Genomic DNA, 17,262 nt, shown 5'->3' with positions numbered 1-17,262 from the left:
GATCAGGAAGTTTTATATAGAGCTGGCAGAAGGTAGAGGTATGCGGAAGCCTGACAGCATCCGTGACAAGGAGTTATCGCGACGCCAGTACGCGCAGATACTGGCTGGAATGGGAGCCGCAGGCATGGCCGGTTGTGGGAGTGACGGTGGATCCACGGACACGCCGGGTTCGGGGAGCACTCCGACGCCGACACCCAGCGGCGACGGTGAGGACGGTGGCGACGGTGAGACCGACGGCAGTACCGCGACCGCCGAGGAGCCGGTGACTCGTCAGATCAACTACGCCGTGGCGAACTCGCCGGACGTGTTCAACTGGAACCCCTGGACGCCCCAGGACAACACCATCGGCGACCTGTGGATGTCGGACCTGCACGGGCTCCGGAACGTCCACACGACGAACCTGTCCTACAGCGGGACGACGGTGCCGACCCCGCACAAGCCCGACCGCGAGGAGGTCGAGGTGATGACGTGGATCTCGGGCTTCGAGGTCGAACCGCCCTACGACTGGTACGACCACCACGACGACCGCGCCCGCTACTGGAACGGCGACCCCTTCGACGCGGTCGCCCGCGAGGCGCACAACCACGTCAACTTCTTCCAGGGTGGCAACAAGTTCACCGAGGGCGCGACGTTCAACCAGCAGGCGGAGGACCAGTGGACCCTCCACCAGTGGACCAACAAGGGGTCGGTCCCCGAACAGGACCCCGATCCGACGGCCCGAGTCGTGCTGCGCTCGAACGCCGGGCCGGTCGACGGGAACCCGCCGATCCACCCCGACTACACCACGCCGTATCGGGAGCAGTACCGCGACGCGGCGAACGCGGACGAGGTCACCTCGATCACGGACGAACTCGTCAGTGACCGGATCGGCCTCGACCGCATGGCCGAGAGCGGCGGTACCGACGAGATGCTCGCCGGGTCCGGCCCCTACAAGCTGGAGTCGATGGACGACGTGGGCTCCGAGCGGGTGATCCTCCGGCTCAACGAGGACCACCCCAACGCCGAGAACACGAACGTCGAGCGGCTCGCGCTGTACTGGGCCGAGGGCGACCGGCGCCAGACGCTCGTCAACGAGGGCGTGCTCGACGTCGACTCCGGCGCCGTCACCTCCAGCGGGGCGACCACCCGCGAGACGCTGCCGGACCACGTTCAGGAGTTCACCCGCTGGCTGCGCGCCACGGGCGGCGACGTCTGGCAGCTCAACTGGCAGAACGAACACCTCCAGAACCTCTGGGTGCGCCGCGCGCTCATCGAGGCCATCGACTGGAACGCCGTCTCCGCGAACGGCTGGGGCGAGGACGCCTCGCAGGTCACCCAGCACGACACGTTCCTGCTGGACGCCCAGTCCGAGAGCACGTTCTCCGAGGACTTCCTCGACCAACTGCACACCTACTCGCGGGCCTCGAACAAGGAGAACGCCAACGAGTACATGCAGCGGGCGGGCTACAGCAAGCAGGGCGGTCAGTGGGTCGACCCCAACGGCAACCAGGCTACGATCGACCTCTCCTCGCGCTCGGGCAGCCCGGCCAACGTCCAGGGCGCCCAGACCATCCGCGCGAACCTCGCGAACTGGGGCTTCGGGGTGAACTTCACCACGATGGGCTGGAACAGTTGGTCGACCTCGATCAACCCCAGCGAAGGGCTCAACTACGACTCCACGATGTTCTGGCACGGCGACCCGTACGTCTTCCAGTACTACCACGACCGCGGCGCGTGGTGGGACCTCGGTCTGGTCGGCGGCAGTCCGACCGGCGACCCGTACGACGCCGACCCCGAGGACGAGGTGGACACGCAGGGCAAGCCGATCGTCCAGCAGGTGCCCGACGAGCCGGGCGCCTTCGAGGCCCCCGACGAGGCCGGCAAGTCGCCGGATCTCGACAACGCGTCCGAGATCAACCTCGTCGAGACCGTCAACGCGATCCGCGAGCCCGGTAACTCCGAGGAAGCCCAGCAGGAGCTCTACCGGACCTGCGCGCGGTACTACAACTTCTACGTCCCGCACTTCGTGTTCCACCAGTACCTGATGGGCTCGTACGGCGACGTGCGCGACTTCGACTGGCCCGACCCGTCGGCCCGAGCGTTCGACTACGAGCGCTCGTTCGGTATCGAGGACGTGCTCGTGCTGGGCGGCATCGCCCAGGCCAGCACCGACGAGGAGTTCGAGCCGCCGCAGTAAGGCCGACACACCGCATCGAACCGCGACCACCCGGTTCTCCGGGTCGACGCTTTTCCTCGCTCGTCGCACTCCGCAAGGCGTGACGCCCGCGACTCGTCGGCTCTCGACGAACGGCAGTACTCCGCGCGAGTCGTCGAGACCGGTCGAGCCGCGGCGCTCGCGGTCGGTCGTCGCGGTCCGGAGCGGTCGCGGTCCGGAGCGGCGCTACTCCTCGGTCGCCGGCCGGATCGCGCCGTGTTTCAACATGTGGAAAACTGGCTGAGCGGCGGGGCCGGCGGTCCCGTATTCGGGGTCGGAGTCGTAGGACGGCCACTCGAAGTCGCGGGTGTTGCCCCAGAGGCCGTCGACGGCGGTGCCGAGATAGACGTCGGGGAGGGCGTCGTTCCACCAGGTCGCGAACGTGGTGACGGCGTCGACGGTCGCCTCCCGGTCGCTCGGTCCCTCGATCGTGCGCCAGGTGTCGAGGAGGTCGACCGTCCGGCGCTCGCTGGCCGGAGCGTCGACGGCGCCCGGCTGCTGGGGAACGGACACCTCGACGGGCTTGCCGCGGTTCCCCGCGTCGGCGCCGGGGTCGGAGATCCCGTAGCCGATCGAGGTGGACCCGTCGCTGGTCACGTCGTAGACGCTGTAGGGGTCGCCGTCGAAGTTCCAGAGGGTGACGTCGTGGCTGTGGTTCGAGACGGCGCTGTAGGCGTTGCTGTTCGTGAGCCGGTCGGTCGTCACGTCGAAGCCGAACCGCGAGAGGCTCGACGCGACGACCTCCGCCCCCGAGACGAAGTCGGACCACACCGGCGTCGCGATCCGGAGCGACGGCTGCTCGCCGTCCGGGCCGCGCCAGTCGCCGTTTCCGTCGCGGCCGTAGTCCGCCGCGCGCATGTACTCGGCGGCGGTCTCCTCGTCGGCCTCGACGGGGTAGCGGTGGAGCCGGTCGCGGACCTCGTCGGGGAGCCACCGGCGCGCGGCCGGCGCGGAGAGGCCGGTCTGGCGGACGGTGGGCTCGCCCCAGTCGGCCACGTCGACCACCTGGTCAACCGGGACGACCGACAAGACGGCCCGCCGGACCGGGCGGCGCGCGAGGTGAGCGTTCCGCCAGTCGAGGACGAGTTTGGTCCCCGAGTCGGTCGGGTAGCGCGCGAGCTGTTCGAGGTTCTCCGGCGGGGTGCCCCGCTCGTCGGCGAGCCGGCCGGTGCCGCCGTCGAGCCACCCCTTGTCGATCAGGTTCTCGATCGAGACCGACTGGACGACGGGGAACCACAGCCGCGGGACCGCGACCTCGTCGGCGCGGGGGTGGTCTTCGTAGCGCTCCAGCATCAGCCGGTTGATCGACACCTCGACCAGTTCGTAGGGACCACAGCCCAGCCCCTCGTCGGCGACCGTCTCCAGCCCGGGGCTGTCCGTGCGGAGGTCCGCGACGACCTCCGCGCGGCGCTCGTCGGTCCCGGCCTCGCGGAGTCGGTCCAGCCACGGCTCGTAGCGGTCTGCGCGCGTCCGGACGACGCCGCCGACCGCCGTCGAGAGCGCGAGCGGTCGGTCGAGCGGGCGCTCGAAGCGGTAGCGGAGCCTGCGGTCGTCGAGGCGTTCGACCTCGTAGCTCCGGTCGCCGCCCACGAACGACCCGACGCGCTCCTCGATCCAGGCGTCCCGGGCCGTGACGGGGTCGCCCGACCACCACGTGTACCCGTCGGCGTACGCGACGGTCGCGGTGTCGCCGTCGGTCTCGACCGACTCGACCACGTCGCCGAGCCGGCGCTCGCCCCCGGGGGCGGTGTACGATTCGGCCTCGAAGAGCATCGAGTAGAACGCCGCGGGGTCCGAGGAGGACCACGGGCCGACGTGGACGTTCTCGGGGACGTATGGGAACTGGAACCCGAACACCTGCGGCGAGTCGACGATCTCGTTCGGGCCGGTACAGCCGGCCACCGACCCGGCCGCCCCGGCGCCGACCGCGGCGAGGTACGCCCGCCGGGTCATCCCGTCGACCGGGCCGTCGCCCGCCCCTCGCTCGGAACCTGGATCCATCGGCGCGAGCGTAATGGGCGACCCGCCTTAAGGCCTCCGGGGACGGCCCCGTCGTCGGGGCGGTCCGTCGGCTGCGTCCCGGTGTGGGCCCGACGAGGCCCCGAGTGAGAGCGGTTCTCTCCCGCACCGACCGCGCGGGGGCAGGTCACCGCTACCCGGCGGATCGCCGAGCGGTCTCCCCGGCAAGCGGAAAAGACATATAGGGTCGATCGTACAAGTCGTAGTATGGATGATTATGTGTCACAGGAAGCCCTGCGGTTCGTCGTGATCGGGCTCGTGGCGATGGCGGCCATCGCCGTGGGCGCCGCGACAATCACGGCGACCGTCGACACCGGGGCGACCGGTGGTGGGCAGGGTCCGATGGACGACCCGAACGAACAGCAACAGAACCGGGGCGGCGGTGGGAGCGGGGACGGCCCGGGCGGGGGTGACGGGCTCAACCGCAGCGGGGACGGGTCCGATGGCCAGGCCGTCGAGTACACCGCCTGCGTCGAACCGCTGACGACGTGGTACGGCGGGCTGGCGTACTTCGGCGCCGCCGCGATGCTCGTCTTCCTGATCAAGCGCCGGTACTCCTTCGGTGCGGCATTCCTCGGGCTGTACGCGCTGGCGCCGCCGGTGCTCCTGGCCTACTTCCTCGGGACCGACTGCGCGACCGTCGGCGGCCCCGGGCTGGGTAACCGGTCGGTCACCAGTGCGGCCAACGCCTCGTCGTCGCCGGTCGCGTCGATGGACGTGCCGCCCGCGGCCATCCTCGGCGTGTTCGGCGTCGTGCTCGTCGCGACGGCCGCGGTGCTGTTCCGCGCGTCGGGCGACCAGGCGATCACCACCATGGAGGAGGAGGCGGCCGACGAGGGCGAGGGCGCCGACGTGATGGACCTCGCCCAGGCCGCCGGCCGCGCGGCCGATCGGCTCGAAGAGCACAACGCCGACGTGGACAACGAGGTCTACCGCGCGTGGTGGGAGATGACGAGCATGCTCGACGTGCCCAACCCCGACAGCGCGACCCCCGGCGAGTTCGCCGAGGCGGCGGTCGACGTGGGACTGGGCGAGGACGACGTACAGGAGCTGACGCGGCTGTTCGAGGAGGTCCGCTACGGCAAGCGCGACGCCGGGAGCCGCGAGGACCTCGCGATCGACGTGTTCCGCAACATCGAGGCGGAGTACGGCGGGTCGACCGACTCGTCGGTCGGTCAGGAGGGCGACGATGGATATTGAGGCCCTCCTCAATCGGGCGCTGATCGCCATCGGGGCGCTCCTGTTCGTCGCCGCCGCGGCGATGATCGCCGTCCCGAGCCTCGGGAGCGCGCTCCCCTCCGCGACGCAGGGAGTCTTCCTGGTCGGCATCGTCGCCGTGGTGACGGGGCTGGGCGTCGTCCGCCGTCGGCTCCGGGGCGAGGTCGAGGAGACCGTCACCCCGAACCCCGAGCGGCCCGCCGGCAACCCGATGCCCGGCGAGGACGTCGACCGGATGCTCTACGAGATGACCCACCTCCGACAGGGGGTCAACGAGAACCGCGAACACCTCGAGGATCGCCTGGAGAACCTCGCGGTCGCGGTCGTCCGCAACCGCGAGGACTGCTCGGTCGAGGAGGCCCGTCGCATCCTCGAAGCCGGCGAGTGGACGGACAACGAGACGGCCGCGGAGTTCTTCCAAGGCGAGCGGACGGCCGCCGAGGAAGCGGGACTGTCGGGGTCGCTGCTGTCGGGCACCGACGACGTGGCCGCCTTCGAGAACCGCTTCCGCGTCACCGTCGAGGAGCTCATCGAGGTCGGCGACGTGGACGTGAGCCACGAGGTCGACACCGAGGAGTCCGAGGACCGCTCCTTCTTCGATCGCCTGCTCGGCCGGTCGGACGACGACGGCGACGGCGAGGACGCGGTCGAGTCCAACTGGAACGAGTCCAATTCCACGATACCGACGTTCGACACGAGCGAGCCGTTCGAGGACGTGAGCCTGCAGCACACGAACCGCTGGCTCGGCGTGACGGCGTTCGCGCTGGTCGCGATCGGCGCCGGCGTGGTCACGTTCACCCCCGGTCTGATGCTCGCGGGGACGGTCGGCATCGCCTACACCATCTACGCGCGAGTCTCGGCGGTGCCCCGGACGGAGGGGCTGGTCGTCGAGCGCGAGTTCGACGCCGACGACCCCGAACCGGGCGACCTCGTCGAGGTGACGCTGACGGTGCGCAACGAGAGCGGGTCGATGCTGCCCGACCTGCGGCTGGTCGACGTCGTCCCCGACTCGTTCGTCGTCACCGAGGGCGTCCCGCGCCTGCACACGGCCCTGCAGTCGGGCGCGCAGGCCCAACTGGAGTACACGGTCCGCGTCGAGCGCGGCGAGTACGAGTGGCCGCTGCTCGTGGTCGCTCGGGACTTCAGCGGCGGCGTCGAGCGCACGTCGCTGGTCACGCCCGACGCGGGGATGCGAGTCGTCCCGCCGCTGCGGGTCACCAACGACATCCCGGTTCGCGCACAGACCACGCAGTACGCCGGCGACGTCGACACCAAGCAGGGCGGCGCCGGGCTGGAGTTCCACTCCGTCCGCGAGTACCGCCCCGGCGACCCGATGAACCGCATCAACTGGAAACAGGTCGCCAGCACGGGCGAACTGGCGACGATCGACTTCCGCCAGGAGAAGGCCGCGACGGTCACTATCCTGTTCGACACCCGCCAGAGCGCGTACATCTCGGCGGGCGTCGACGAACCCCACGCCGTCGACCATTCTGTCCACGCGGCCAGCGACATGTTCGGCGCGCTGTACGACCAGGGGAACCTGGTGGGGCTCGCCGCATTCGACACGGTGCCGTGCTGGTACGCCCCCGGCGCGGGCAGCGAACACCTGGAGAACGCCCGGGTCCTGTTCGCTCAGCACCCGGCGCTGTCGCCGCGACCGCCGGAGCGACAGGACCACGAGAGCCAGTACATCGACCCGATGACCCACGTGCGCCGGCGGCTGCCGAGCACGTCGCAGGTGTTCCTGTTCTCGCCGCTGGCGGACGACTACGCGGCCGAAGTCGCACGACGGCTCGACTCCGAGGGCCACCTGGTCACCGTCATCAGCCCCGACGTGACCGTCGACGAGACGGTCGGCCAGCGGCTCACGCGCATCGAACGGACCGCGCGGGTCCGGTACCTCCGCGAGCGGGGGATCCGCGTCATGGACTGGAATCCCGACGAGCGGCTGTCGCTCGAGGTCGAGAAAGCACAGACGAGGTGGGCATAATGAGTTTCGACATTCAGGACGAGGAGTTCAACGCGGTCGAGGTCACCCACTCGCCCGCACAGTTCAGTAGTATCATCGCGGTCGTCGCAGCGCTGCTGGCGGTCGTGACGACGGCACTGGTCGCGCCGCTGTCGGCGCCGGTCGGGCTGTTCGGGCTGGCCGGCGTCGCCGCCGGGCTGTTCGTCTTCGAGTCCGAGCGGCTGACGATCGCCGGCACGGCGATCGTCTTCGTCGGCGTCGTCGCCGCCGGCTTCTTCGGCGACGTGCCGGAGTTCCTGCTGTTCGCCGCGCTGGCGACGATCGTCTCGTTCGACCTCGGGTCGAACGCCTTCAGCGTCGGCCGCCAGATGAGCGAGCAAACCGACACCCAGCGCGGCGAGGCCGTCCACGTCGCCGCCACCGTCTTCGTCGGCGTCATGGCCGCCGGCCTCTCCTACGGCCTCTACATCGTGCCGTGGGGCTCGCTGACCGTGCCGGCGCTCACGCTGTTGCTGCTGTCGGCGCTCTTTTTCATCTGGTCGATCCGGCAGTAAGCCGGTCGACCCGTTCCGTCCCGCCGCCGAGACGCTCCGGTTTTCCGCTCGAACGTTCGCCGATTTTCCCCGATTCCCGTTCGCGACGGAGCCGTCGAGATCCGGTCGCTAACTGCCGCGTCAGTCAGTATTCCATCACGGAAAACCGTCTCACACCGTCAGGGTTAAGAGGCATAGCACGGGCTATCTTACCATGGCACAGAGCGACCTATCCATACAGGAGGCCAGTGACCAGTTGGACGATGTGGTCGACGAGATCCGGTCGTCGGTCATCATCGACGAGGAGTTCCTCGAGACGGTGCTCGTGGGGCTGCTCTCGAAGGGCCACGTCCTGCTGGAGGACGTACCCGGGACGGGCAAGACGCTGACCGCGAACAGTTTCGCGACGGCGCTCGGCCTGTCGTTCTCCCGCATCCAGTTCACACCGGACCTGCTCCCCAACGACGTGACGGGGACCTACATCTACAACGAGCAGGAGGGTGAGTTCGAGTTCAACAAGGGGCCCATCTTCGCCAACATCGTCCTCGCCGACGAGATCAACCGCGCGCCGCCGAAGACCCAGGCCGCGCTGCTGGAGGCGATGGGCGAGGGCCAGGTCACCACCGAGGGTGACACTCGCCAGCTGCCCGAGCCGTTCTTCGTCATCGCGACGCAGAACCCCGTCGAGCAGGAGGGGACCTTCCCGCTGCCCGAGGCGCAGATCGACCGTTTCAACGTCAAGTCCTCCATCGGCTACCCCGACGTGGACGGCGAGGTCGAGCTGCTCCGCCGGCGCAACGACCGCACGTCGACGACGCCGTCGGTCGGGCAGGTGCTCGACCACGACTCGGTCACGAACCTCCAGGCGGTCCCGGACACCGTCACGGTCACCGAGGACATGCTGGAGTACATCGCCGCGGTCTCGCGGGCCACCCGCGACGACCACCGCGTCGAGACCGGGATGAGCCCGCGCGGGACCCAGCGCCTCTACGAGACCGCACGCGCTCAGGCGGTCATCGAGGGGCGGAACTACGTCACGCCCGACGACGTCAAGACGGTCTCCCAGCCGGTCATCGCTCACCGCCTCGGTCTGACGGCGGAGTCGCAGGTCAACGACGTGGACAAGTCGGAGATCGTCGACGAGGTGCTCGAAGAGATCCCCGTCCCGACCATCGAGGCCCCCGCGTAACGACCGACAGGAGGATACATTATGGGTGTTTCAAACGCGGTTCGGAATCCGGGCTCGTACCTCAGCAGGACGCTGGGTCTGTACCGTGCGCTGCTGACCGACCCGGAGCGCTTCTACGAGGAGTTCATCGGGACGCGACGGGTCAAATCAGAGTTCGCGCTGGTGCTGGTCGCCGGGCTGATCGGTCTCGTGGGCAACTACCTCATGCTCCAGGAGCTGATCTTCGAGTTCGAGGCCTTCGACTCGATCGTCATCAACCAGCAGGTCCGATTCCAGCTCCAGCAGCGGGTCATCGAGCCCGTGCTGGGCGCGTTCCTGCTGTGGGTCTGGTTCGGGATCGGGATGTACTACGTCGGCTGGCTCTACACGACGATCGGCACGACCTACGTGACGATGAAGCGGACCGCGTGGGCCCTGTTCCCGATCCTGATCGCGAACGTCATCCACACCGCGGCGATGGCCTACGCGTCGACGACGCTGGATGTCACCGAGGAGGACATCACGCTCTCGACGAGCCTCTCCAGCGAGGTGTCGTCGTTCGTCTGGTCCCAGGCCAGCGGTGAGACGGTCGTCATCGCCGCGACCGCCGTCGCCATCGTCTTCGCGCTGTGGACCGGCTACATCGGCGCCTACGCGATCAAGGACGTCCGGGACCTGACCATGAGCGAGGCGTACAAGGTCGCTGCGGTCCCGACCGCCGGCTACGTCCTCTACATCGCCTACAGCGTCTTCACCGCGCTCTGACAGAAGAATTAAGAAGTTGTGAGACTCCAACACACAGTATGAACTATTACATACGCCGATTCGCGCAAGCGATCGTGACGTTCGTCGTGGGGATGTTCATCACGTTCGCACTGTACAGACTCGTCCCGGGTGGGCCGGTCGAGGCGATCATCGCCGACCGGGTCCAGCAGATGCAACAGCGGGGCCAGCCCGTCGACACACAGGAGGTCGCCCAGATGGCCGAACAGCTGACTGGGATCAACCCCGACACGCCGATCCCGATCGCCTTCTACGAGTGGCTTCGGGACATCATCCTCTATCAGGACTTCGGCGAGTCGATCCTGTTTCAGGACCCCGTCTTCGACATCCTCTTTCGCGGGATGCCGTGGTCGATCTTCCTGAGCGTCTACGGCCTCCTGCTGGGCTTTACGGCCACCATCGCGGTGGGCGTGTTCATGGCCTGGCACGAGGGGACCAAGATCGACTCCGGGCTGACCGTGTTCGTGCTGGTCATGCGGTCGATCCCGTACTACGTGGCCGCGATCGTGATGCTGTCGGTCCTGGCGTTCCAGTGGGGGCTGTTCCCGACCGGCGGCCGCGCGCCGCCGGCGGCGACGCCCGGTTTCAACATCGAGTACATGGTCGGGATCGCCAGACACGCGACGTTGCCGATCCTCTCGAACTTCATCGTCGGCTTCGCCGGCGGGGCGATCGGGATGCGGGCGCTGTCCGTGCGGGTCATCGGTGAGGACTACCTGCGGTCGGCGCGACTGCGCGGGCTCGGCACGAACCGCATCCTGACGCGGTACCTGACCCGCAACTCCATCCTCCCGATCTACACCGGGTTCATGCTCGGCATCGCGGGGATGTTCAGTTCGAACGTCATCACCGAGGTCATCTTCCAGTACCACGGGGTCGGCTGGTTCATGCTCGAGGCGGCGGTCAGTCAGGACTACCCGCTCGTGATGGCCGCGTTCGTCTTCTTCTCGGGCATCACGGTGACGGCGATCATGATCGCCGACTTCACCTACGGACTCATCGACCCGCGAGCCGGAACCGGCGCGTCCAGGGAGAGCTTCTAACGATGTCCGAGAAAGAACCGCGGAGCGACGGAGGCGTCACGCAGGAAAGCATCTTCGGGACCGACGACGACACCGAGCGCCGACGGACGCCGCCGGCCGAGCGCGCCCGTCGCGCCTTCGACTTCTACATCGCGACGCCGTTCCGCGTCGCGTGGTCGGACTGGCGGACGCGCATCGGGGGCGTGGGCGTCCTCTTTTACCTCCTGATGGGGACCCTCGGCGTCTGGCTGGTCCCGCCGCCCCAGATCAACGAGGGGCCGTACTACCTCCAGCCGTTCGTCGACTGGTCGATGCCGCTGGGGACCGACAACCTCGGGCGCGGCGTCTTCAAGACGCTCGTCCACTCGACGCCGGCGATGATGAAGATGGCGCTGGCCGGGATCGTCTTCTCGGTCGGCGTCGCGGTGCTCGTCGGGATGATCGCGGGCTACAAGGGCGGCGTCGTCGACACGGTCCTGATGACGATCGCCGACGTGTTCATCACCCTCCCGGGCCTGCCGCTGATCATCGTCCTCGCGGCGATCTTCTCGCCGAAGGACCCCTTTATCGTCGGGACCATCATCGCGATCGACCAGTGGCCGGGATTAGCCAGGATGTTGCGCTCGCAGGTGCTATCCCTGCGCGATGAGGACTTCGTCGAGGCGGCCCGGTCGATAGGGCTCTCGACGCCGACGATCGTCGGCCAGGAGCTCGTCCCGAAGGTCGCGCCGTTCGTGCTCGTCTCGGCGGCGGGCGCCGCGGTCGCGGTCATCTTCCAGTCGGTCGCGCTGTACTTCATCGGCGTGCTCCCGTTCAACTCGTTCAACTGGGGCGTGATGATGCAGCTGGCCTACGAACAGGGCAACGCGATCTCGGCGCCCGGCCGCGCGGGTCACTGGATGCTGTTCCCGCTGCTGGCCATCTCGGGCGTGAGCTTCTCGCTGATCCTCTTCTCGCAGGGGCTCGACCGGGTGTTCAACCCGCGGCTGCTGGCGCGCCACTCGGAGACGATCCCGGAGGACGAACAGGACGGAGCGGGTGACCTGTGATGACCGCTCGCGAACCGACTCGACGACCGGAGGTGCGCTGACATGGCAATCGGACAACCGAACCAATCGACCGACGAGGAGACTACGGAGACCGAGGACCCGGACGACGACATCGTCATGAGCGTCGAGGACGCCCGCGTGCAGTTCGGGATGTCCCGCGGACAGGCGTGGGTGCTCAACGACGTGAGCCTGGACGTCCGCCGCGAGGAGATTCTCGCCGTCGTCGGGGAAAGCGGCTCGGGCAAGTCGATGTTCGCCGCCGCGCTGATGGACGCCGTCGAGGACCCCGGGCACCTCTCGGGAGACGTGACCTACTACCCGAGAGAAGACGAGACCGACGACACCCCGAGCGCCGACCAGATCGGCTCCTACGACGCCGTCGGGGACGACTCCATCGACGTGCTCGGGATGTCCGAGGGCGAACTCAGCAACTTCCGCTGGGAGGAGGTGTCGATGGTGTTCCAGGGGGCGATGAACTCGTTCAACCCCACGATGAAGATCAAGGGCCACTTCCACGAGACCATCCAGGCCCACAACGCGGTCCTCGAGGAGCGGATGGAGCACGTCCGGGACCTGTTCGAGGCGCTGCACCTCGACCCCGACCGCGTGATGAACTCCTACCCCCACGAGCTCTCCGGCGGGATGAAACAGCGCGCGCTCATCGCGCTCGCGCTGGTGCTCGAACCGGAAGTGCTCGTGATGGACGAGCCGACGGCGGCGCTGGACCTGCTGATGCAGCGGTCGATCATCTCGATGCTGCGCGAGCTGCGCGACGAGTTCGAACTGACGATCGTCTTCATCACGCACGACCTGCCGCTGGTCGCCGGGCTGTCGGACCGCATCGGCGTGATGTACTCCTTCGAGTTCATCGAGGTGGGCGACACGCGGTCGCTACTGAAGAACGCGGGCCACCCCTACACCCGGGCGCTGTTGCGTTCGGTGCCGAGCATCGACTCGGACATCGACGAGATGGAGCCCATCGAGGGCGCGCGGCCGGACCCGGTGAACATCCCGACGGGGTGTTCGTTCCACCCGCGGTGTCCGATCGCCGACGACCGCTGTGAGATCGAGGATCCCGACCTCGTGACGGTCGACGACGACCACCAGGCGGCGTGTTTCTACTCCGACCAGGCCCGCAACGAGCTGAGCTACAGCCTCGACCACGGGACCACGGAGGACGACAGATGAGTACAGACGAACCCACGGCGGACGACGTAGCCGACGACGCCGCCGACCAGGCGGCGACCGACGTACCGGACGACGAACCGATCCTGTCGCTCGACGACGTGAACGTCCACTACACGCCGGGCGGAATCGTCAAGCGAGCGCTGACCGACAAGAAGGTCCGCGCGGTCGACGGCGTCAGCTTCGACCTCTACGACAACGACATCGTCGTGCTGGTCGGGGAGTCGGGCTGTGGCAAGACCACGCTCGGCAAGACGGCGATCGGCCTCGAACAGCCGACCAGCGGGTCGATCTCCTACCGCGGCCAGGACATCTGGGACGCCAAGGCCAACCCCCGCGACGCCGACATCGAGTTCACCGAGATCCGCCGCGCGATGCAGATCATCCACCAGGACCCCGCCAACGCGCTGAACTCCTCGCGACGCGTCAAGGCGATCCTCTCGGACCCGCTCAAGAAGTACCGGACGGAGCTGGGTCCCAAGGAGCGCGAGGACACCATCTACCGCTTCCTGGAGTTCGTGGACATGATGCCGCCGGAGGACTACGCCGAGCGCTATCCCCACCAGCTGTCGGGCGGGGAGAAACAGCGCATCGCGCTCGGGCGCGCCCTGTTGATGAACCCGGACGTGATCCTCGCCGACGAGGCCATCTCGGCGCTGGACGTGAGCCTCCGCGTCGGGATGATGGACCTCATCCTCGACCTGCAGGACACCTTCGACACCTCCTACATCTTCATCAGCCACGACCTGGCCAACGCCCGCTACCTCGCCAAGCGCGCGGGCGGGCGCATCGCCATCATGTACCTCGGCGAGATCGTCGAGATCGGGCCGCCCGAGGAGATCCTCCGGAACCCGACCCACCCCTACACGAAGGTCCTGAAGTGGTCGACGCCGACGGTCGACCCGGACCTGGCGAAACAGCGGATCCAGGAGGACCCGCCGGTCCGCGAGGTGGACGTGCCCGACCCCGAGGACCCGCCCTCGGGCTGTAAGTTCCACACGCGCTGTCCGGAGGCCCGCGAGGTCTGCACGCAGGAGGAGCCCGACCGGTTCGACACCGCCGGCGAGAGCAACGCCGCCTGCTTCCGCGCGCTGGAGACCCACGAGTACTGGAACAGCGCGGAGCTGGCCGACGCCGAGGAAGACGAGTACGACGCCCAGGACTCCTCGACCTTCGGCGACTGACGCCCTCGGTTCCTGTTTCGCCCGGTCGGCCCTCGACCGGTCGCCGCGCTCGTTCGGAAAGCAAATCTTATTTCCGCCAGACGCGGTTGTGAGCACACATGGCACGACAGATGGCCGACGGACCGATGGTGGTCCTCTCCGACGAAAGCCAGCGCACGTCGGGCGAGGACGCCCGGTCGATGAACCTCGAGGCAGGGCGTGCAGTCGCGGAGACGATCCGAACGACCCTCGGCCCGCGAGGGATGGACAAGATGCTCGTCGACCAGGGCGGTAACGTCGTCGTCACGAACGACGGCGTGACACTCCTGGAAGAGATGGACGTCGACCATCCCGCCGCGGACATGGTCGTCGACGTGGCGACGACCCAGGAGGAGGAGGTCGGCGACGGCACCACCTCCGCAGTCATCCTCGCCGGTGCGCTCCTCTCGAACGCCGAGGAGCTGCTCGAACAGGACATCCACCCCACGTCGATCGTCTCCGGCTACCGCCACGCGGCCGAGACGGTCACCGAGGTGTTCGAGGACATCGCGACCGAGGTCGACCCCGACGACACCGAGGTGCTCGAACAGGTCGCCGGCACCGCGATGACCGGCAAGGGCGCCGAGACCGCAAAGGACCTGCTCTCGTCGATGGTCGTCAGCGCCGTCCGCGCCGCGGTCCGCGAGGACGGCACCGTCGACCAGGACGCCGTCGACGTGCGCCAGTTCTACGGCGCCTCCATCGACGACTCGGAGTTCGTCGACGGCATCCTCTTCGACATCGAACCGGTCCACCAGAACATGAGCCGCGACCTCGACGACGCGAACGTCCTCGTCTACGAGGGCGACATCGAGGTCTCCGAGACCGAGGTCGGCGCCGAGGCGTCGGTCGGCGACATGGGCGACCTGCAGGGCTTCGTCGAGCGCGAGCAGTCCGAGCTGGCCGACAAGGTCGACGCGATCGTCGAGGCGGGCGCCGACGTGGTGCTCGCCGACGGCGGCATCGACGAGTACGCCGCCGAGCTGCTCGTCGAGAACGACATCACCGCTTTCCGCCGCGTCGACGACGACAAGCGCCAGCGCGTCGCCGCCGCGACCGGCGCCGAGCGCGTCGGCGACCTGAAGCTGCTGACCGCCGACCACCTCGGCCACGCCGGCAGCGTCTCCGAGCGGGTCATCCGCGACGTGACCGTCCGCCGGCAGGCCGACCACGAGTCGACGGTCGTCTTCGGTGACCTCCCCGAGGAGGGCGTCGGCACGATCCTCCTGCGCGGCGGCACCGAGCACGTCCTCGACGAGGTCGAGCGGGCCGTCGTCGACAGTATCGGCGTCGTCTCCGCCGCCATCGAGGACGGTCACGTTCTGCCGGGCGGCGGCGCCCCGGAGATCGAGGCGTCGCTCGCGCTCCGCGAGGAAGCCGACTCCGTCGAGGGTCGCGAGCAGCTGGCCGTCGAGGCGTTCGCCGAGGCCTTCGAAGACGGACCGCGCACGCTCGCCGAGAACTCCGGCCACGACGCCATCGACGCGCTGGTCGACATGACCGCGCGCCACGACGCGGGCGACGTGAACGTCGGCATCGACGCCGACACGGGCGAACTCGTCGAGATGTTCGAGGACGGCGTCGTCGAGCCCCTGCGCGTCAAGACCACGGCCGTCAACTCCGCGGTCGACGCGTCGACGATGATCCTCCGCATCGACGACGTGATCTCCGCCGGCGACCTCTCGGTCGGCGGCGAGGACGAGGAGGACGGCGGCGGGCCGCCCGGCGGTGCCGGCGGCATGGGCGGCGGTATGGGCGGCATGATGTAAGCCCACTTTTTCGGGCGGAGAGCTCCTCGCGGCGCTTCGCGCCGCTGTGGGGATCCTCCGCCCGAAAAACTTGGGGAAAAAGGCCGGTCGCTGCGGTCGCTCCGCTCCCTTGCGACCGGTGAACCGCGCTCACTTCGTTCGCGCGGACGTTCAATTGCTACTGTTGTGGTAGCGTCACTTCTGCACTATTGAAAGGCCCTTTAGCATCCGCGAGCGAAGCGAGCGGTTCTCCGCATCGAGGCCGGAGGCCGAGATGCGGCCTTTTTCACCCATGTTTTTGTTCGACGGGTGCCCGCAGGCGCGCGAAGCGCGCCGAGGACACCCGTCGGAAAAAAAGATGGCTAGGAGTAGTTGTGCTCCAGTTCCACGACGTTGGCGGCGCCCAGTACGGCCTGTCGGAGGTCGTCGTAGAAGCGGTCGTCGTCGACGCGGTGGACGGGGCAGGAGACGCTGATGGCGGCGATGGCGCGGTCGTCGTCGTCGGTGATCGGGGCGGCGACGCAGCGGAGGCCGTTGAGTCGCTCCTCCTCGTCGACGGCGTAGCCCTGCTCGCGGATCTCGGCGAGTTCCTCGAAGAAGGCGTCGGGGTCGGTGATCGTGTGTTCGGTCTCGGCGGGCATACCGTGGTCGTCGAGGATCCCTTCGACCTCCTCCTCGGGGCGGAACCCGAGGATGGCCTTGCCGAGGCCGGTGCAGTGGAGGTTGACGCGCTTGCCCTCGTAGGTGTCGAGTTCGACGGCGCTGTCGCCCTGGGCCTGGTAGAGGTAGATGCCCTGCCCGCTCTTCTCGACGAGGAGGTTGACGAGCTCGCCCGTCTCGTCGGCGAGTTTGTCGACCTCGGCGTAGGCGGCGTCGAAGATGTCGTTGCGCTTGCGCGCGTAGGCGCCCAGGCCGAGGAAGGCGAGCCCGATGTGGTACTCCTCGCCCTCCTTGACGACGTACTCGCGGTTGGCGAGCGTGTTGAGGTGGTTGTGTACCGCGCTCTTGCCCACGTCGACCCGGTCGGCGACCTCCGAGACGCCGGCGCCGTCGAGTTCCTGGATGATCTCGACGATCTGTAGGGTCCGGTCGACGGTCGTGACCGGGTGTTTCGGCTCGTCCATACCGGATGATCCGCGCCGCCGCACTTACCTGTTCCCTTCGAACGAACT

The 17,262-nt window shown here is 68.2% G+C and carries 13 protein-coding genes; 11 read left to right on the top strand and 2 right to left on the bottom strand.

Annotated features, from left to right (window positions below; all coding sequences use genetic code 11):
• Window positions 1-40 precede the first annotated feature (40 nt).
• Window positions 41-2,176: an ABC transporter substrate-binding protein gene (locus HZS55_RS16570; RefSeq protein WP_246308285.1), complete on the top strand. Its 2,136-nt coding sequence runs from the start codon at window positions 41-43 to the stop codon at window positions 2,174-2,176.
• Between the two features lie 204 nt (window positions 2,177-2,380).
• Here HZS55_RS16570 and HZS55_RS16565 read toward each other — a convergent pair whose 3' ends face one another.
• Window positions 2,381-4,195 carry an ABC transporter substrate-binding protein gene (locus tag HZS55_RS16565; protein WP_179908681.1) on the bottom strand — a complete coding sequence of 605 codons (1,815 nt, stop codon included), beginning with the start codon at window positions 4,193-4,195 and terminating at the stop codon, window positions 2,381-2,383.
• 225 nt (window positions 4,196-4,420) lie between these two features.
• Here HZS55_RS16565 and HZS55_RS16560 point away from each other — a divergent pair, with 225 nt between their 5' ends.
• The 10 genes from HZS55_RS16560 (at window position 4,421) to thsA (ending at window position 16,111) form a co-directional block, all read left to right on the top strand.
• Window positions 4,421-5,413: a DUF4129 domain-containing protein gene (locus HZS55_RS16560; RefSeq protein WP_246308284.1), complete on the top strand. Its 993-nt coding sequence runs from the start codon at window positions 4,421-4,423 to the stop codon at window positions 5,411-5,413.
• On the top strand, window positions 5,403-7,421 hold the full coding sequence (locus HZS55_RS16555; RefSeq protein WP_179908680.1) for a DUF58 domain-containing protein: 2,019 nt from the start codon (window positions 5,403-5,405) through the stop codon (window positions 7,419-7,421). The genes HZS55_RS16560 and HZS55_RS16555 overlap by 11 nt, the downstream gene beginning before the upstream one ends.
• Entirely contained in the window at window positions 7,421-7,954 is a 534-nt protein-coding gene (locus tag HZS55_RS16550) for a DUF7519 family protein (protein ID WP_179908679.1), read from the top strand. Before HZS55_RS16555 ends, HZS55_RS16550 begins: the two co-directional genes overlap by 1 nt.
• A gap of 193 nt (window positions 7,955-8,147) precedes the next feature.
• Complete coding sequence (locus tag HZS55_RS16545; RefSeq protein ID WP_218927239.1) at window positions 8,148-9,122, top strand: AAA family ATPase; 975 nt, start codon at window positions 8,148-8,150, stop codon at window positions 9,120-9,122.
• A 21-nt stretch (window positions 9,123-9,143) separates the two neighbouring features.
• The gene (locus HZS55_RS16540) at window positions 9,144-9,866 is read left to right on the top strand and encodes a YIP1 family protein (protein WP_179908678.1); all 723 of its coding nucleotides are present in this window, start codon (window positions 9,144-9,146) and stop codon (window positions 9,864-9,866) included.
• 38 nt (window positions 9,867-9,904) lie between these two features.
• Window positions 9,905-10,927, top strand: a complete 1,023-nt coding sequence (locus tag HZS55_RS16535) for an ABC transporter permease (RefSeq protein ID WP_179908677.1) — start codon at window positions 9,905-9,907, stop codon at window positions 10,925-10,927.
• A gap of 2 nt (window positions 10,928-10,929) precedes the next feature.
• On the top strand, window positions 10,930-11,955 hold the full coding sequence (locus HZS55_RS16530) for an ABC transporter permease (RefSeq protein WP_179908676.1): 1,026 nt from the start codon (window positions 10,930-10,932) through the stop codon (window positions 11,953-11,955).
• Window positions 11,956-11,997: 42 nt separating this feature from the next.
• Window positions 11,998-13,143, top strand: coding sequence for an ABC transporter ATP-binding protein (locus tag HZS55_RS16525; protein ID WP_179908675.1), 1,146 nt, complete (start codon window positions 11,998-12,000; stop codon window positions 13,141-13,143).
• A complete protein-coding gene (locus HZS55_RS16520) occupies window positions 13,140-14,324 on the top strand; it encodes an oligopeptide/dipeptide ABC transporter ATP-binding protein (protein ID WP_179908674.1) in 1,185 nt (394 codons plus the stop codon). Before HZS55_RS16525 ends, HZS55_RS16520 begins: the two co-directional genes overlap by 4 nt.
• Window positions 14,325-14,434: 110 nt before the next feature.
• Window positions 14,435-16,111 carry a thermosome subunit alpha gene (gene thsA / locus HZS55_RS16515; RefSeq protein WP_179911904.1) on the top strand — a complete coding sequence of 559 codons (1,677 nt, stop codon included), beginning with the start codon at window positions 14,435-14,437 and terminating at the stop codon, window positions 16,109-16,111.
• Between the two features lie 341 nt (window positions 16,112-16,452).
• Here the strand turns inward: thsA and HZS55_RS16510 are convergent, their stop codons facing one another.
• On the bottom strand, window positions 16,453-17,214 hold the full coding sequence (locus tag HZS55_RS16510; RefSeq protein ID WP_179908673.1) for an IclR family transcriptional regulator: 762 nt from the start codon (window positions 17,212-17,214) through the stop codon (window positions 16,453-16,455).
• Window positions 17,215-17,262 lie beyond the last annotated feature (48 nt).

This window comes from Halosimplex rubrum, assembly GCF_013415885.1.
GTDB classification, from domain to species: domain Archaea; phylum Halobacteriota; class Halobacteria; order Halobacteriales; family Haloarculaceae; genus Halosimplex; species Halosimplex rubrum.
This window is presented reverse-complemented; position numbering and strand designations above follow the sequence as displayed.

Excerpts from the sequence above, each read along its gene's own strand:
- HZS55_RS16570 (WP_246308285.1), top strand. The coding sequence starts at position 41 with ATGCGGAAGCCTGACAGCATCCGTGACAAGGAGTTATCGCGACGCCAG.
- HZS55_RS16565 (WP_179908681.1), bottom strand. The coding sequence starts at position 4,195 with ATGGATCCAGGTTCCGAGCGAGGGGCGGGCGACGGCCCGGTCGACGGG.
- HZS55_RS16560 (WP_246308284.1), top strand. The coding sequence starts at position 4,421 with ATGGATGATTATGTGTCACAGGAAGCCCTGCGGTTCGTCGTGATCGGG.
- HZS55_RS16555 (WP_179908680.1), top strand. The coding sequence starts at position 5,403 with ATGGATATTGAGGCCCTCCTCAATCGGGCGCTGATCGCCATCGGGGCG.
- HZS55_RS16550 (WP_179908679.1), top strand. The coding sequence starts at position 7,421 with ATGAGTTTCGACATTCAGGACGAGGAGTTCAACGCGGTCGAGGTCACC.
- HZS55_RS16545 (WP_218927239.1), top strand. The coding sequence starts at position 8,148 with ATGGCACAGAGCGACCTATCCATACAGGAGGCCAGTGACCAGTTGGAC.
- HZS55_RS16540 (WP_179908678.1), top strand. The coding sequence starts at position 9,144 with ATGGGTGTTTCAAACGCGGTTCGGAATCCGGGCTCGTACCTCAGCAGG.
- HZS55_RS16535 (WP_179908677.1), top strand. The coding sequence starts at position 9,905 with ATGAACTATTACATACGCCGATTCGCGCAAGCGATCGTGACGTTCGTC.
- HZS55_RS16530 (WP_179908676.1), top strand. The coding sequence starts at position 10,930 with ATGTCCGAGAAAGAACCGCGGAGCGACGGAGGCGTCACGCAGGAAAGC.
- HZS55_RS16525 (WP_179908675.1), top strand. The coding sequence starts at position 11,998 with ATGGCAATCGGACAACCGAACCAATCGACCGACGAGGAGACTACGGAG.
- HZS55_RS16520 (WP_179908674.1), top strand. The coding sequence starts at position 13,140 with ATGAGTACAGACGAACCCACGGCGGACGACGTAGCCGACGACGCCGCC.
- thsA (WP_179911904.1), top strand. The coding sequence starts at position 14,435 with ATGGCCGACGGACCGATGGTGGTCCTCTCCGACGAAAGCCAGCGCACG.
- HZS55_RS16510 (WP_179908673.1), bottom strand. The coding sequence starts at position 17,214 with ATGGACGAGCCGAAACACCCGGTCACGACCGTCGACCGGACCCTACAG.